The sequence below is a fragment of the Niveispirillum lacus genome, assembly GCF_002251795.1.
Taxonomy (GTDB): Bacteria; Pseudomonadota; Alphaproteobacteria; order Azospirillales; family Azospirillaceae; genus Niveispirillum; species Niveispirillum lacus.
Map to the genome: position 1 here is coordinate 94,443 of NZ_NOXU01000031.1, position 14,775 is coordinate 109,217.

A 14,775-nucleotide genomic window follows, 5' to 3' on the forward strand; every position below is an offset into this window, starting at 1 on the left:
CCTTACTTGGAGACTGATGGGAGTCGGTAAGGGATCGGCGGGCGCTCGCCGTTTATTCCTGCCTTCAGTCATCAAGGCCCGTTCAAAATCACGAAGCCATAAGGGCGGGCGTTTCCCTTCGTTCCAGCATCATGGCGTGGCGCAGATGGTGGGTGGCCTGGGCCGCATCGATCTCCGGATCACCATTCAGCAGCATGCCCGCCAAGCCATCCCGGAGCGCCTCCAGCCTGATGGCCGTGGCTTGCGGCTTTGGCAGGGACCACGTGCCAGCGACATTGCCCGCTTCCAACAGCGCCGCGAGACGTTGGCGCAGGGCAGTGCGTGTGCGAGCCAGCGTGGCCTCCATAACTTTATCGGTCGCCGATAGGGCCTCTGCCTGAATCCACAGGGTCCAGTAGGGACGCGCCCCGTTATCGAATGACCCTGCGATAAACCGGTCCAGCGCCGCTGCCGGGTCTTCGCCGGTATGCCAGAGATCGGCGACCACCGCCTCGAAGATGGCTTCCCAAGCCATGGCCCTTAGCGCAGGCCAGCGGAAATGGTGGTTCAGCAGACCGGTCCCCACACCCGCACGCTCGGTCACCGCGCGGGTCTGCACGGCCAGCAAGCCCATCTCCAGTAACAATGTCACCGTCGCCTGCATGATCCGTTCCCGGCCACCCTTGTCCCGTCCGTCCACGTCCGCTCTCCCGCCTCAATAGAGCTGATTGACATGCTGAGCGAATGCTCAATATAAGATGAGCAATCGCTCAGCATATAGGTGGGTATCTTGTCGTCTGAACGCAACGCCGCGGTGGATGTCGTTCGTCTTTTGGCGCTGACCGGCATCTGTGTTGTCAACCTGCCCTTCTTTGCCCTACCGACGGAAGCGACGATGGCCCTTCCGCCGGTCATGGTTGACCGGTTGGCCATGATGCTGGTGGAGCTGCTGTTCCAGGCGAAATTTTTTCTCCTGTTCTCCTTCATTTTTGGATGGGGAATGGAGATCCAGTCCCTGTCGGCGGAACGGGCCGGCGCCTCCTTCAATCGACGATTCGCACGTCGGCTTGCACTTCTGGCGTTGCTGGGCGGTTTGCATGTGCTTCTGGTGTTTGTCGGCGACATTCTGCTGCTCTATGCCCTTCTGGGTCTGCTGGCATGGCCGCTGCGGCGCAAGGCACCAGGGCTGCTGCTGAAACTGGCCGCCGGTCTGGTGGCATTGGCCCTGGCGGGCACGCTGGCGCTGGGTCTGGTCTTGCTGGTGGCGGGCGATGTCGGGGCCGCGGCCACGCCCAACCTGGGCGGCACGTACCTGGACACGGTCACGGTGCGCCTGCGGGACTGGCCGTCGACATTCGCCTTTCTCGCCCTGTTTCAAGGCCCACTGGCGCTCGCGGCGTTCCTGACCGGAATCGTAGCGGCGCGCGGGAACTTCTTTCAACCCGACAGCCCGGCACGGCAGCGGTTACACCGTGCCCTGCCGGGGTTGCTGCTGGCCGGTCTGCTGTTCAATCTGGCCTATGTCGGCGGCACGACCACCATCGCACAACCCGGTGCCGGACTGTTGAGCGTTCTTGGCATCGGCATGATCGCCCTGGGTGGACCGGTGCTGGCGGCCGCCTATCTGGCGGCCCTCCTCTGGCTGGCGGATCGCTGGCAACCGCCGGCTCTGCTGTTGCTGGCGGGACGCAACTCCCTGTCCTGTTATGTGATACAGGGTGTCATTGCCGGTGCGCTGTTCGGGGGATATGGTCTGGGCTGGTATAACAGCCTGGGGCATGCGGCCCTGCTGGGTCTGTCACTGCTGGTGGCCCTGTCATCCATGATCCTGACGGGGCTGTATGCCCGGCACTTCGGCCGTGGACCGCTGGAGGCGTTGCTGCGGCGCTTCACCTATGGGTGATCCCCTACAACGCAAAACCGGCGCCCCATGGTCGGGACGCCGGCTTCACACATCTCACATCACACCCAGGTCCTTACGCGGCATTCACCTGTTCGGTCTGGGCCAGCAGCGCATAAAGGGCATCGCCCGATTCTGCGCCGCGCAGCTTGTCACAAAGCAACGGGTCGCGCAGGGCGCGTGACACACGCGCCAGCGCCTTGAGGTGGTCGGCACCGGCCCCTTCCGGGGCCAGAAGCATGCAGATCAGATCCACAGGCTGTTCGTCGATCGCCTCAAAATCGACCGGCTTCTCCAGCCGGGCGAAGATGGCCATGACGTTGGACAAGCCGGGCAATTTGCCGTGCGGGATGCCGATGCCGCGCCCCACACCTGTGGTGCCCAGGCGTTCACGTTCCACCAGAACATCAAAAATAGCCCGTTCATGCTGGCCGGTGAGATCGGCCGCCTTCTTGGCCAGTTCCTGAAGGACCTGCTTTTTCGAGCCGGCCTTCAGGTTCGGGAGGATCGCCTCCGGCGTCAAAAGATCGTTCATCGCTGCCGAAGGTGTCTGGAAGGAAGGGGATACGGAACGCAAGGATACAGCCATGGGGTACGCATCGCCTTACTGTTTCACCGACCCGGCCGCCCCGGCAGGGTCTACCCAACCGATGTTACCATCGGTTCGGCGATAGATCATGTTCAGCCCGCCATGTGCGCGGTTGCGGAACATCAGCGCCGGCAACTCACCAAGGTCCATCCGCATAACAGCTTCGCTGACCGTCAGCATCTCGATGGAGGTCTCCATCTCCGCGACGACCATGCCATGATGCCCGTTGACTTCGGGTGCCGGCGTTTCTTCGCCGTCATAATCGTCGGAATCCGTTTCGGCTTCAAGGATGTACTTGCGGGCGGGCTGGACCGGCAACTGACTGATGGTCGTCCGCTCGTGATGATCCTTCAGCCGGCGCTTATACCGTCGCAGACGCTTGGCCACACGGTCGGCGGCCTCGTCGAAGGCGGGATAGGGTTCCGTGGCTTCGGCGTTCGACTGCAACAGAATCCCGCGGCCGACATGCACCTGGATATCAGCCTTGTAAAGATGTGCATCCTTCGAAAGGATGACGGTCGCCTCCATGGGGTTCCCGAAATATTTTCCAACCATCGACGCTAGCTGATCCTTCACATGGGTCCGCAGTGCATCGCCCACATCCAGTTGCTTGCCTTTGACGGTAACTTGCATATTTGACCTGTCGTTTCAGGGCGCATGGCCTGACCCGAAGGAACCATCTTCCTGAGGCCGGCATCCAGACCGGGAGCCCCAGGACGGTCTTCCTTCAGCGGCCAGCGCAGGGGTTACAACCCAAGGGCCTTTTCCCGACGGCGCTGGACTGAAGAAGGGATCTTCATACCTTCACGATACTTCGCTACTGTCCGACGCGCAATGTCGATCCCATCGGCCCGCAGGATTTCGACAATTTTATCATCGGATAGGGTGTCGTCGGCTTTCTCGGCATCAATCAGGGCCTTGATCCGATAGCGCACGGCCTCTGCGGAGTGGGCGGCCTGTCCGTCGGCCCCCTGAATGGCGGAGGTGAAGAAATATTTCAGTTCGAACACGCCGCGCGGGCTCGACAGGAACTTGTTGGTTGTCACGCGGCTGACGGTGCTTTCATGCATCCCAATGGCTTCGGCGATATCGCGCAAAATCAAGGGCTTCATGAATTGCAGCCCATGCAGGAAAAAGGCGTCCTGCTGGCGGACGATTTCGGTCGCCACCTTCAGGATGGTATTGGCCCGCTGATGCAGGCTTTTGACCAGCCAACTCGCCGATTGAAACTGTTCAGCGATATATTCCTTGTCGGCCTTACTGCGCGCACCGCTGGTCACGCGGCTGTGGTAGCGCTGGTTGACCAGGACGCGGGGCAGTGTCTCGGTATTCAGTTCCACGATCCAGCCGCCACCGGGGCTGGCCCGCATCAGGATATCGGGCACCACCGTCTGGACCGGTTCAAAATCAAAGGCCAGCGCCGGCTTGGGGTTCAGCGCCTTGATTTCCGCTACCATGTCCGAGAGGTCTTCAGCATCGCAGCCGCAGACCTTCAATAATTGCTGGAGATTACGTGCTGCCAGCAGGGGCAGATTGTTCAGTAAAGCCTGCATGCAGGGGTCCAGGCGATTTTTTTCGCGCAACTGGTTGCCCAGACATTCAGCCAGCGTGCGGGCGAAAATACCGGCAGGATCAAAGCGCTGCATGCGCAGCAGCACATTTTCCACCTGTTCCAGCCCGCAGCCCAGTTGAGCCGCCACTTCCTCCAGCTTGCCTGTGAAGTAACCGGCCTCATCCAGATGATCCAGCAGGGCATAGGCCACCATGCGATCCAACCGGTCGCCCAGATCCATCGTGATCTGTTCTTCCAGATGGTCACGCAGCTTCGGCCGCTCGGTCAGTGTCGCCTCAAACCCCTCGCCCTCCTCATCGAAGCCACCAGAACGGGATGACCATTCACCAAACTGCTCACCCGATCCCAGACCGGCGCTGTCCATATCGGCAGCGGAACTGTTGGTGTAGACATTCTCGTAATCGGTATCGAGCGGGGCGTCGTTCGACCCGGCCATCCGGTCGGAGGTGGCCAGCTCCACCGTGTCGGCCACACGGGCCTCATTCACCGGGGCGGGGGCCTCCTCCCGGTCCACGCCCGTTGTGGGCGCATCATTCCAGCCTGTCCCATCGTCCCGTTCCAGCAGCGGGTTCCGCTCCAGTTCTGAATCCACATATTCGGCCAATTCCAGATTGGAGAGCTGCAGCAGCTTGATCGCCTGCTGAAGCTGCGGCGTCATCACCAGCGACTGTGACTGGCGTATATCGAGCCGTTGCTGGAGCGCCATTCTTGCGAAAAGACCTGTTCTGACGGGCGGATAGCTGCCGATTGCAACGATGCCGCGGCACAGGCCCGACCATGGTCACCCCCGGAAAGCCGCAACCGTTACCCATAACGGCCTCTCGGCTGGCATACCCCTGTCGGCTGTTCCCCAGCGATGCCCAAGGTAAGGTGCAAGAGGCATGCCCGCAACAGTTAGGCCCGGTGGCGCTGAAAATTATTCCATTGCTTTCTGCGGCGGCTTTACTTTTGCACCCCATGCCAGCGGAACAGCACCCGTCCCAACGGCGCCAGCACGGCTCCGACGCTCAGCACCGCCAGGATCTGGATGGCGATCAACAATGGCGCATCAAGATCATCATGTATCAGCCGTTCGCCGAACATGGCCATACCGCCACCGGCGATCAACAGCAGCGCCATCATGCGCACCGGCGCGACGGGCGCGGCGCGGCGCATGTCAGCCGCCAGGAAAAGGGCTGACCCAATGCTGATAACCGGAAAACAATAGGGGCAGAAGAGATGGACCATATCCGGTATGGCCTGCGTTTCCAGGGTGGGGCGCGCGCTTTCCCACGCGACCAGCAGCCAGAAAGCAGCGGCCGGCAGCCAGATCAGCCTTTCCCAGCCGCGCCGCCCAGGCACGGAAAAGGAAATGGCGGCAAAGCCGGCCAACAACGCCGTGCCCAGCGCCAGCGCCTGTTTGGCGAGCCAGACAGGGTTGCTAATAACAAGACCAAGATCCGGCCGGATGCCATGCCAACTGGTCGCCAGCGCCATCAGCCCCAGGGATGCCGCGCCCCAAAGCAGCAACCGCAGCACCGGCGGGGGCAGGCGGCGGGCCGCACTCGCCTCACTGCTCAACCGCTCGATCAGGTGGCTTGTATCAGCCATGGTCATCTTCCTTCCGTAACAATTGCCGTAACCCCACGATCCCGCGGTGGACGGCGACTTTCAGCGCGCCGATGCTGACGCCGCTGGCGTCTGATGCTTCTTTCAAACTCAGCCCTTGCACCTTCAACATCTCGATGGCTGTCCGCTGGCGTTCCGGCAGACGTGACAGGAGCGGCCCCAACGCGACCTGAGGGGCCGGCTCCGCCTCCGGTTGGGCAACCGTATCGGCGATGCCATCATCGAAATCCGTCTCCACCGCCCGCCGCCGATAGGTGCGGCGCAGGGCGTCGGACAGTCGGTTGCGGGCGATGGCGCCCAGCCACGGACCGACGGGGCGCCCCGGCTGAAAGGTCGGCAGCGCCTGATGAACGGCCAGCAGCGTGTCCTGGACAAAATCTTCCAGATCGGCTGGCCGTGCCAGTTTTCCCCGGCCCACCGCCCGGATCAGCGGCACCACGGCACGCAGGAACGCCGCATAGGATGCACGATTCCCGTCCTGCGCCGCTGTCAGCAGCAGGCCAAGCTCCGCTTCATCCGTCCCTCGCACGCTCACGCCGTCTCCGTCGATAGCCGAGGCTGCCCCGTCATTTTGGCGGCTTCGACGGCTTGGTCACGCCGTTCTGTTCCAGAAAAGCCTGGAACTTTGCGGGGTCCAGGAAATAGAGGTCCAGGCATTCATTAAATTTGTCCTGATCCTTGATGGATTTGCAGAGGCGTTCGGCCTCTTCGTTTGCCGCCTGTTTCTGAGCCTTTTCAGCGGCGCTCATGGATGGTGTTGTGGCCTGTGCCAGGGACGGCAGGAACAGGATCGAAAGCAGGAGCGGAAAGCCAAAGCGTCGCATGGGTCACCTCGTGGTTTCGGGCGAGAGCTGACTGCCGCGTGTGCGCAGCACCCGCCAGCCGGCATCTATTGACCAGGTGCCAGGGCCCAGCACAAACAGCACGCCCGCGACCAGAATCCATGGAATCTGTTCCGCTGCAATGGCGATCCCATTTTCCACCCCCTGAGGTGTCTGGCCGATGACCAGGAACAGGGTTGCGGCCATCACCCCCAGACCGGCAGCCCCTACGCGTCCGGCCAGACCCAGGATCAGCAGCAGGCTCAACACTATTTCCGCGCCGGTGGTCAGCGGCGCCGCGATGGCGGCCGGCAGCAGGGGAACCGGATGGATGTCGGTAAACAGGAATGCCTGCGCATCCCAGGTGAAGACCCGGTGCCAGCCCGCGGTGGCAAAGGGCCAGGCCAGCCACAGCCGCGCCAGCAGCAGCCCGGCGCCAAGGACCTGCCGCGCCAACGGGCGCAGCCGCAGCGTCGGTCCGGGATCAGTCAGGAACAGGGCAAGGCGGCGGATCAGCATGGCGTCAAATCGTCATCTGTGGCGGAGATCAGCCCCTGGGTGAACAGCAACGCCAGGACCGGGGCCAAGCTGCTGCCATCCACCAAGTGGTTCGCGGCGGTCAGCAGGTCGTTACCCGCCGCCAGGGCGGCGATGACGTTGCCGACATCGGCTGGCAGCAAGGTCGCCGCCACTAATAAGTCGGGCCCCCGCCAGACCAAGGCGGTGGCGTCCGGCCCCTGCAGGGGCAAGATCGGTTCGACCAGCCTGATATCAGGCCGGCCCACCTGCCAATCCACCAGAACCGATCGCGACCCTGTCAGCCCTGTTGCCGACGGCACCGGACGTAGCCGCAGCCCAGCCACGGTATCGGGCGGAAGGCTGGCCAGCGCGGCCATGGTCACGACCCCTGTATCGCCGGCGAAGTAAGCCTGGTGCGCCGCCCAGTCCAATTGCGCCAGCAGCGGCAGGGGAAAGGGCATGTCCGTCCCAAACCCATGCCCGTAGGCCGACAGCATCGGCGGGCCAGGTGGATGGTGGCGCAGATGCCTTCGGGCCGCATCCGCAAAAGCCTGGTCTCCCAGACCGGCCTTGATGCTGGGATAGGCTTCGGCCAAGACCTGCGTCAGCGCGGCGGTAACCGTTGCAGTGTGGATAAAAAGAGCCTTGTCCACCGCGATGCTGGCTGGCGCCAGATGCGGCAGGGCCCCGGCATAACCGGCCGGGTCGCCATAACAGGCCGACACCATCGCCCGCTGCAGGTCGATCAGCATGCCGCAGCCTCCCGAACAGCATCAGCCTTGGTTGCCTGAGACAGCAACACCGCCAATGGTGGCAGGGCCGTATCCCATTCCACCAGCGTGGGACGCGGGCCGAATCGGCGCAGCGCACTCTCATACAGGGCCCAGACCGGGTCCGGTACAGCGCTGCCATGATCGTCGATCAGCAGACTGCCGCCATCGACATCCATCCGGGCATGTCCGGCCAGATGGATTTCTTGGACGGCATCGCCAGGAAAGTGGGTCAGAAGGCGTGCGGCATCCTGCCCCCGGTTGCTGGCACTGATATAAAGATTGTTCAGGTCCAGCAGCAGGCCACAGCCGGTGCGAACCGCCAGGGCTGCCAGAAACTCCCCCTCATCCATCTGATCCGCTGTGAAGCGCACATAAAGCGACGGGTTTTCCACCAACAGGCGGCGACCCAACGCATCCTGGGCACGCGCAACATTCGCCGCCACGATCTCCAGCGTCTGACCCGTCAAGGGCAGGGGCAGAAGATCGGGCACATGCGTGCCGGCCAGACCGGTCCAGGCCAGATGATCAGAGACCAAGCAGGGCTGGAACCGGTCATAGAGGGCGCGCAACCGGGCCAGATGGGCCGTGTCCACCCCGTCGGCCGCCCCAAGAGAAAGGGCGACTGAATGAAAGGAGACCGGGTAATCCTGGCGCAGCTTCTCCAACTGCGCCAGACGCGGACCACCGGCGACCAGGTAATTCTCCGCATGCACCTCCAGCCACCCGGCCTTGCCGGCCCCGGTCAGAAATTCTGACACATGGGCATGGCGCAGGCCGACACCGGCCTTGACCAGATCAGGGAAGCGGGGGGCAGGGGTGTGCATGGGAAGACCCCGTCACAGAACCGCGATCTTACTTCTTGGCCTTAGCGGGATTGGTGCCTTCATAGGCCATCTCGGCCCCGCCAGCAGCCATGCAGGCTTCCTTCGTCATGGCCTTGAAATCCTGACCGCTGTAATCGACCTTGGATTGGGTGGCGCAGGAATGACCGGCGGCCTTGTTGGCGCAGTCATTCTCACCGGCCTTGGAGACGCCATAGCACTTCACCTTTTCACCCTCAGCAGCATGGGCGGGGGCAGCGATGGCGGCCAGCGACAACGCGCCGGCGAAAGCGGCGCCGAGGGTCAGGGCGGTGATGCGGGTGCTGGTCATGGAACAGATCCTTCGGGCTTTGGGTGTATCGGCGCTCATCGGCGTCCGTACCCTGCTATTCGGTCTGTTCCAGAGAAGGTTACGCGGCTTTTCAAAAAAATCTTTGGCCTCAGAAGATTTTTTTCGTTCTCAATCAAACTGGAGGCCGCACCTGAAAACAGCAGGCCTGACCATGCCGGCCCGCCGCCCTTCAAAACACGAACAAAGTCAATTGTTACAGGCTGAACCGCTCACCCAGATAGACCCGGCGCACATCCTTGTGGGCGACGATCTCCGACGGGGTGCCCTGCATCAACACAACGCCATCATGCAGAATGTAAGCGCGGTCAACGATATCCAGCGTTTCGCGCACATTATGGTCGGTGATCAGCACACCAATGCCGCGTTCGCGCAGGTGGCTGACCAACTCGCGGATTTCGTTCACCGCAATCGGGTCCACGCCCGCGAACGGCTCGTCCAGCAGGATGAAATGCGGCTGGCTGGCCAGCGCGCGGGCAATCTCGGCGCGGCGACGCTCACCACCCGACAGTGCGAGTGCCGGCGTGCGGCGCAAATGCGTGATGGAAAACTCCGCCAGCAACTCATCGAGCCGCTGTTCACGTATATCACGGTCTGGTTCAACCACCTCCAGCACGGCGCGGATATTATTCTCCACACTCAGACCCCGGAAGATGCTGGCTTCCTGCGGCAGGTACCCGATGCCCAGCCGGGCACGGCGATACATGGGCAGGGCGGTGACTTCCATCCCGTCCAGGGTGATGCTGCCATGGTCGGGCAGGATCAGGCCGGTGATGATGTAAAAGCAGGTGGTCTTGCCGGCACCGTTGGGACCCAGAAGCCCGACCGCCTCGCCGCGGTTCACTGACAGTGAAATATCGCGCAGGACGGGCCGGCCCTTATAGGCCTTGCCGATGCGCGATGCCACAAGGCCCGTATTGTCGGTAACCAGGCGCGGGCCGGTCGCTGACTTGTCCTGGGTCAACTGGCTCATGGCTTCTCGCTCCCTTTCGGCGCGGCGGTCTGGCCGGGTTGCTGCGGCACGCCGCCCTCGCCCTGCCGGTTGGGAATGAACAGACCCTTCACCCGCTCCCCCGTTGCCGGTGCCGCAGGTTGTGCGGTGACAGGACCGGAACCCGGTACCTGGGATAGAATACGGCTGATGCCGGACCGAAGATCAACAGCGGCAGCAGGTCCGTTCAACTGGTTTTGTCCGCGCGTGACGCGGACATTGCCGGTCAGAAGGGCCTGTTCGCTGTCCAGATCATAGGTGCCCTTGTCGCCGCGCGCCGTTTCCGATTTGGTGGTGATGACCACACCGCCATCAGCATCAACCCGTGACAGGCCCAGCTTGTTCTGTGCGTCGCGGGCCAGGAGTGCCACCAGCCGGTCGGCGCGGATACGGTCCTGCGGACGGGCCGCCAGGGCATCACCCCGCGCCACCGCCAGTTCCTGGTCACGCCAATATTCCAGGCTGTCGCGGGCAGTCACCGTTTCATTCGGTGTGGTCAGGCGCAAGCCGTCACCGGTCAGCACCGCCACCGACTTATCCAGATCATAGATGGCGCGTGAGCCATGGGCCGTGCGGTCGCCATTTTTTAGCTGCACATTCCCCTCGGCCAGCAGCCGATAGACCTCGTTTCCGCCATTGCCAGTCTTGCGAAAGTAGGCGGCCAGGGTCTCTGCCGTCAGTACCATGTCGCCCTGGGTGGCGGTGGCGCCGCCGCGGGCGATGGCCACCTGCAGCTTGTCATGATATTCAAAACCGGCGGGGGCATCGACCTCTATCGGTTTCGACCCGCCGATTTCCAGCGAGGGGGTGGTGGTCTGCGGCGCCGGGACTGGGGCTGGGGCCACCGCCTGTTGCGCAAAACCCGTGCCGGCGGCAAGGATCAGGCCCAGCGCCATCGACGCCAGTAACCCGCTCTTTCCGAACATTGCCTTGCCACTCGCCCTCATGGCGCCGCTACCCCCGGCTTGTCTTCGCCCCGATTGGCCGTCTTGTCGCCAGCGCTAAAGGCGCGCAGCCGTGCATGGCCGGTAAAGACCAGGACATCGCCATCATTCAGCACCCGAAAGCCGCCGGCCTCCACCGTCCCCATCGGCCCCTGGCCCTCCACGGGCTTATTACCCCAGGCTATGCCCTTTTTCACATCCAGGACCGCTTCCTGTGTCCGCAGTTCATAGCCGGAGCCATGGAAAAAGGACACAGCACCGTTCAGTAGCAGGATCTGCTTGTCCTGGTCATAATCGCCTGTCTGTGCCGCCATCGACAGCCAGGTCCCGCGTTTTAAGGTAATATCGGCCTCTGGAACCGACAGTTCCACGGTGGATTTGCCCCCACCCTGTTGGGCGGCGCGTGCCGCCCGGATTTCAAAGGGCTGATCACCCTTATCGGTGCCTAGATAGCGGGCCTGGGTCAGTTCCAGATCGCCCTGGGCAGGCCCCGGTCGTGATTTGTCGGATGAGCCGTTGAACAGCGGCCAGATGAAGATGGTCAGCAGCACCACTGCCGCCACCGCCGGCAAAGCCACCCGTGCGATCCGTACCGCTTTGCTGTGGGCAAAAGGGTCCCGTCCGCCACCTGTCGGCAGGCGCGCCGTATTGGGCCGGGTGGACAGGGCGGGGGCTTCGGTCATCGGCGAGCGGCGTTCCTTATTGATCGGTTGAATTTAGAACAAGCCGCAGCAAATGACAGAACAGCGCGGCATTTCTGTGACGGGACGCACAGGGACGGCCCGTCATGTGCGGCATACAGGGCTTAGTGCGCGAAGATATCCGGCTCTTCCCAGCCCAGCAGGTCCAGCTTGCCGCGTGCCGGCAGGAAGGCAAAGCACGCCTCCGCGAGTTCGCGGCGCCCCTCGCGTTCCAGCAGCGCGTCCAGCTTTTCCTTGATCTGATGCAGGTACAACACATCGGAAGCCGCGTATTTCAACTGTTCCTCGTTCAAAGCCGCCGCGCCCCAGTCGCTGGATTGCTGCTGCTTGGACAGTTCGATGCCGGTCAGTTCCTTGCACAGGTCCTTCAACCCATGGCGGTCGGTGGAGGTGCGGACCAGCTTGGAGGTGATCTTGGTGCAGTAGATGGGGGCACAGGTAATGCCCAGCGCCTTATACAGCACGGCCACGTCAAAGCGCGCGAAATGGAACAGCTTCAGGACCTGGGGGTTTTCCATCAGCCGTTTCAGGTTCGGGGCGTCGGTCTGGCCTTTGGTAATCTGCACAAGATGGGCGTTGCCATCGCCTGATGACAGTTGCACAAGGCACAGCCGGTCACGGTGCGGGTTCAGGCCCATGGTCTCCGTATCGACAGCGACAACCGGCCCCAGTTCCAGGCCATCAGGCAGGTCACCGACATAGAGGGAGATCTGGGACATGGGGTTCTTTCCTTAGTGGCGTGCCGTTGAATGTCACATCCCTTATCGGTTGCCGGCCCGTCCGCTGCAAGGGGCGATGCCGCAAGGGTCCGATGTCGGGGCCGGGGGCCGGGGTGAAGCGGACCAGAAACGCTTAGGGCCGCCGGAATGAACCGGCGGCCCTAAGAGCGTTACTTGCGGATGGTGCCCAGAAGAAGACTCGAACTTCCACACCTTGCGGTACAGGTACCTGAAACCTGCGCGTCTACCAATTCCGCCATCTGGGCGTCTCCGACCCGTGCGGTCCATCGTTGCCAATGGGCGGCGCGTCGTGGGGCGGGTGTATAATGGGGGGGCTTGCGGGCGTCAACAGGTTTGTTGGATTTTTTTGACGCTGCGGGGACGGGGCCCAGAAACGCTTAAGGCCGCCGGAATGAACCGGCGGCCTTAAGTGCGTCACATCGGAATGGTGCCCAGAAGAAGACTCGAACTTCCACACCTTGCGGTACAGGTACCTGAAACCTGCGCGTCTACCAATTCCGCCATCTGGGCGTTTTCCGAACCGCGCTTTCCATCGTTGCCGGTGGGCAGCGCGCCGTGGTGCGGGTGTATAATCACCGCCGCCTGTGCCGTCAACAGATGTTTTTCCGAACCGGAAGACTTTTTCAGGGTCTCTGGCGTCCCATATCGCAGAGGGGCATTCTATTGGGGAAGAAGGGGGCAGGATCATGTCGGCGTCGTTGGGCAAGGTGGTGGTATTTGGCGGGTCGGGTTTCATCGGCCGGCATATTGTCCAGCGACTGGCCCGCACCGGTGCCCGCATCATCATACCGTCACGTCACCCTGGGCAGGTGACACCGCTGCGAACGGCAGGAGAGGTTGGGCAGATCGTCCCCATCGCCATCGATGTCAATGACGATGCCGCGGTTGCGGCGGCGGTCGCGGAATCGGATGCCGTGATCAACCTGATTGGCATTCTGGCCCCCAGCCGAGGCAATGGCTTTGAGGCCGTCCAGCATCAAGCGGCGGCGCGTATCGCCAGGGCCGCAGCGGCCGCCGGCACCCGAACCTTTGTCCAGATGTCGGCCATCGGCGCCGATGCCACGTCCGACAGCGCCTATGCCAGCAGCAAGGGTGCCGGAGAAGCGGCGGTCCGGGCGGTGTTTCCAGGAGCCGTCATCCTGCGACCTTCTATTGTGTTCGGTCCCGGTGATGGGTTCTTCCACCGGTTCGGGCGGATGGCCAGGATATTGCCCTTCCTGCCGCTGATCGGTGGGGGCCATACGCGGTTCCAGCCTGTCTATGCCGGTGATGTCGCAGATGCGGTGATGGTGGCCCTGAACGATCCGACCTGTACTGGCAGAACCTATGAGTTGGGCGGGCCACGCGCCTATAGTTTCAAGGAATTGCTCGACTATGTCCGCCGGCAGGCCGGGGTGCCGGGCCGGTGGCTGGTGACGCTGCCCTTTCCGATTGCCACATTGCAGGCCACCTTTATGGAGCTGCTGCCAGGTAAGCCGCTGACCCGTGATCAGGTGCGGTTGCTGCGCCGGGACAATGTTGTGTCGGGCTCTCTACCGGGTCTCACGGATCTGGGGATCATGCCGACGGCCTTGGAACTGATTGTCCCCACCTATCTACGGCCGCCCCGCGGCTGAGTCTTGGCTCCCCTTGTGGAAAATGCGCGGGGTGCAGACCGATTTCCATTGATCGCCACCCCCCGCCTCCCAATATAACGGGTGTGTACCTCTCAACAGCCCCTGTCGAGGATACTTCGATGGTAAACGGACCCTATAATCCGTATGCGGCGGGCAGCCGGACCCTAGACCAGGCGTCGTTCGACGCTGGTCTGCGGACCCATATGCTGCGCGTCTACAATTACATGTGCTTGGCGTTGGCAATCACCGGCGGCATCGCCTTTCTGGGTGCCCAGAGCGAAGCCCTGGTGTCGCTGATCTTCGGAACCCCCCTGAAATGGGTGGTCATGCTGGCCCCGCTTGGCTTCTTGTTCTTCGGGTTCCGCCCGGATCGCATGTCGGCCACGGCCCTGCGCACCAGCCTGATCGTCTTCAGCGCCCTGATGGGCCTGTCGATGATGAGCATCTTCCTGGTGTTCACGGGCGCCAGCATCGCCCGCGTCTTCTTCATCACGGCGGCCATGTTCGCGGGTATCAGCCTGTACGGCTATACCACGAAGGCCGACCTGTCGAAGATGGGCAGCTTCATGATCATGGGCCTGATCGGCATCGTGATCGCCAGTCTGGTCAATATCTTCCTGGGTTCCAGCGCGCTGCAATTCGCCATCTCGGTGATCGGCGTGGTGGTCTTCACGGGCCTGACGGCCTGGGATACCCAGAACATCAAGGAGAGCTATGCCTCTCATTGGGGTGAAGAAGCGAACAGCCGTCTGGCCGTGATGGGCGCCCTGTCGCTTTACCTGAACTTCATCAACCTGTTCCAGATGCTTCTGTCCCTGCTGGGCCAGCGCGAAGAGTAAGGGTTGAAGGGT

Annotated in this window: 18 protein-coding genes and 2 tRNA genes; 3 read left to right on the forward strand and 17 right to left on the reverse strand. The window is 62.6% G+C overall.

The window, feature by feature from the left end; genetic code table 11:
• Nucleotides 1–88 precede the first annotated feature (88 nt).
• Complete coding sequence (locus CHU95_RS16165) at nucleotides 89–679, reverse strand: TetR family transcriptional regulator C-terminal domain-containing protein (RefSeq protein ID WP_094457381.1); 591 nt, start codon at nucleotides 677–679, stop codon at nucleotides 89–91.
• 90 nt (nucleotides 680–769) lie between these two features.
• Between CHU95_RS16165 and CHU95_RS16170 the strand changes: the two genes are divergently transcribed.
• Nucleotides 770–1,882 (forward strand): DUF418 domain-containing protein, encoded by a 1,113-nt coding sequence (locus CHU95_RS16170; RefSeq protein WP_133065549.1) that lies wholly within the window; start codon nucleotides 770–772, stop codon nucleotides 1,880–1,882.
• A gap of 73 nt (nucleotides 1,883–1,955) precedes the next feature.
• Here CHU95_RS16170 and ptsN read toward each other — a convergent pair whose 3' ends face one another.
• From ptsN to CHU95_RS16250, 16 genes are all read right to left on the reverse strand, one after another.
• Nucleotides 1,956–2,414 carry a PTS IIA-like nitrogen regulatory protein PtsN gene (gene ptsN, locus CHU95_RS16175; RefSeq protein WP_094457383.1) on the reverse strand — a complete coding sequence of 153 codons (459 nt, stop codon included), beginning with the start codon at nucleotides 2,412–2,414 and terminating at the stop codon, nucleotides 1,956–1,958.
• A 69-nt stretch (nucleotides 2,415–2,483) separates the two neighbouring features.
• Nucleotides 2,484–3,101, reverse strand: a complete 618-nt coding sequence (gene hpf, locus CHU95_RS16180; RefSeq protein ID WP_094457384.1) for a ribosome hibernation-promoting factor, HPF/YfiA family — start codon at nucleotides 3,099–3,101, stop codon at nucleotides 2,484–2,486.
• 113 nt (nucleotides 3,102–3,214) lie between these two features.
• Nucleotides 3,215–4,747, reverse strand: a complete 1,533-nt coding sequence (rpoN, locus tag CHU95_RS16185; RefSeq protein ID WP_094457385.1) for an RNA polymerase factor sigma-54 — start codon at nucleotides 4,745–4,747, stop codon at nucleotides 3,215–3,217.
• A gap of 236 nt (nucleotides 4,748–4,983) precedes the next feature.
• Nucleotides 4,984–5,631, reverse strand: coding sequence for an NrsF family protein (locus CHU95_RS16190; RefSeq protein WP_165772224.1), 648 nt, complete (start codon nucleotides 5,629–5,631; stop codon nucleotides 4,984–4,986).
• Nucleotides 5,624–6,184, reverse strand: coding sequence for a sigma-70 family RNA polymerase sigma factor (locus CHU95_RS16195; RefSeq protein ID WP_165772225.1), 561 nt, complete (start codon nucleotides 6,182–6,184; stop codon nucleotides 5,624–5,626). Before CHU95_RS16195 ends, CHU95_RS16190 begins: the two co-directional genes overlap by 8 nt.
• Before the next feature lie 31 nt (nucleotides 6,185–6,215).
• A complete protein-coding gene (locus CHU95_RS16200; RefSeq protein ID WP_094457388.1) occupies nucleotides 6,216–6,473 on the reverse strand; it encodes a hypothetical protein in 258 nt (85 codons plus the stop codon).
• A 3-nt stretch (nucleotides 6,474–6,476) separates the two neighbouring features.
• Nucleotides 6,477–6,989 carry a DoxX family membrane protein gene (locus tag CHU95_RS16205; protein WP_094457389.1) on the reverse strand — a complete coding sequence of 171 codons (513 nt, stop codon included), beginning with the start codon at nucleotides 6,987–6,989 and terminating at the stop codon, nucleotides 6,477–6,479.
• A complete protein-coding gene (locus CHU95_RS16210; RefSeq protein WP_094457390.1) occupies nucleotides 6,983–7,741 on the reverse strand; it encodes an HvfC/BufC N-terminal domain-containing protein in 759 nt (252 codons plus the stop codon). Before CHU95_RS16210 ends, CHU95_RS16205 begins: the two co-directional genes overlap by 7 nt.
• Nucleotides 7,735–8,586 carry an MNIO family bufferin maturase gene (gene bufB / locus CHU95_RS16215; protein WP_094457391.1) on the reverse strand — a complete coding sequence of 284 codons (852 nt, stop codon included), beginning with the start codon at nucleotides 8,584–8,586 and terminating at the stop codon, nucleotides 7,735–7,737. The genes CHU95_RS16210 and bufB overlap by 7 nt, the downstream gene beginning before the upstream one ends.
• Nucleotides 8,587–8,614: 28 nt before the next feature.
• A complete protein-coding gene (locus tag CHU95_RS16220) occupies nucleotides 8,615–8,914 on the reverse strand; it encodes a BufA1 family periplasmic bufferin-type metallophore (RefSeq protein WP_094457392.1) in 300 nt (99 codons plus the stop codon).
• Nucleotides 8,915–9,128: 214 nt separating this feature from the next.
• Nucleotides 9,129–9,905, reverse strand: a complete 777-nt coding sequence (lptB, locus tag CHU95_RS16225) for an LPS export ABC transporter ATP-binding protein (protein ID WP_094457393.1) — start codon at nucleotides 9,903–9,905, stop codon at nucleotides 9,129–9,131.
• Entirely contained in the window at nucleotides 9,902–10,849 is a 948-nt protein-coding gene (locus tag CHU95_RS16230; RefSeq protein ID WP_165772226.1) for an LptA/OstA family protein, read from the reverse strand. Before CHU95_RS16230 ends, lptB begins: the two co-directional genes overlap by 4 nt.
• A gap of 17 nt (nucleotides 10,850–10,866) precedes the next feature.
• A complete protein-coding gene (gene lptC / locus CHU95_RS16235) occupies nucleotides 10,867–11,550 on the reverse strand; it encodes an LPS export ABC transporter periplasmic protein LptC (protein ID WP_094457395.1) in 684 nt (227 codons plus the stop codon).
• A 122-nt stretch (nucleotides 11,551–11,672) separates the two neighbouring features.
• Nucleotides 11,673–12,287 carry a ribonuclease D gene (locus CHU95_RS16240; protein ID WP_094457396.1) on the reverse strand — a complete coding sequence of 205 codons (615 nt, stop codon included), beginning with the start codon at nucleotides 12,285–12,287 and terminating at the stop codon, nucleotides 11,673–11,675.
• Nucleotides 12,288–12,468: 181 nt separating this feature from the next.
• Nucleotides 12,469–12,553 (reverse strand) — tRNA-Leu (locus tag CHU95_RS16245).
• Between the two features lie 180 nt (nucleotides 12,554–12,733).
• Nucleotides 12,734–12,818, reverse strand: a tRNA-Leu gene (locus CHU95_RS16250).
• A 176-nt stretch (nucleotides 12,819–12,994) separates the two neighbouring features.
• On the opposite strand from CHU95_RS16250, the gene CHU95_RS16255 reads away from it, so the two are divergent.
• Both CHU95_RS16255 and CHU95_RS16260 read left to right on the forward strand, forming a co-directional pair.
• Nucleotides 12,995–13,924: a complex I NDUFA9 subunit family protein gene (locus CHU95_RS16255; protein WP_094457397.1), complete on the forward strand. Its 930-nt coding sequence runs from the start codon at nucleotides 12,995–12,997 to the stop codon at nucleotides 13,922–13,924.
• A 119-nt stretch (nucleotides 13,925–14,043) separates the two neighbouring features.
• Nucleotides 14,044–14,763 (forward strand): Bax inhibitor-1/YccA family protein, encoded by a 720-nt coding sequence (locus CHU95_RS16260; protein ID WP_094457398.1) that lies wholly within the window; start codon nucleotides 14,044–14,046, stop codon nucleotides 14,761–14,763.
• Nucleotides 14,764–14,775 lie beyond the last annotated feature (12 nt).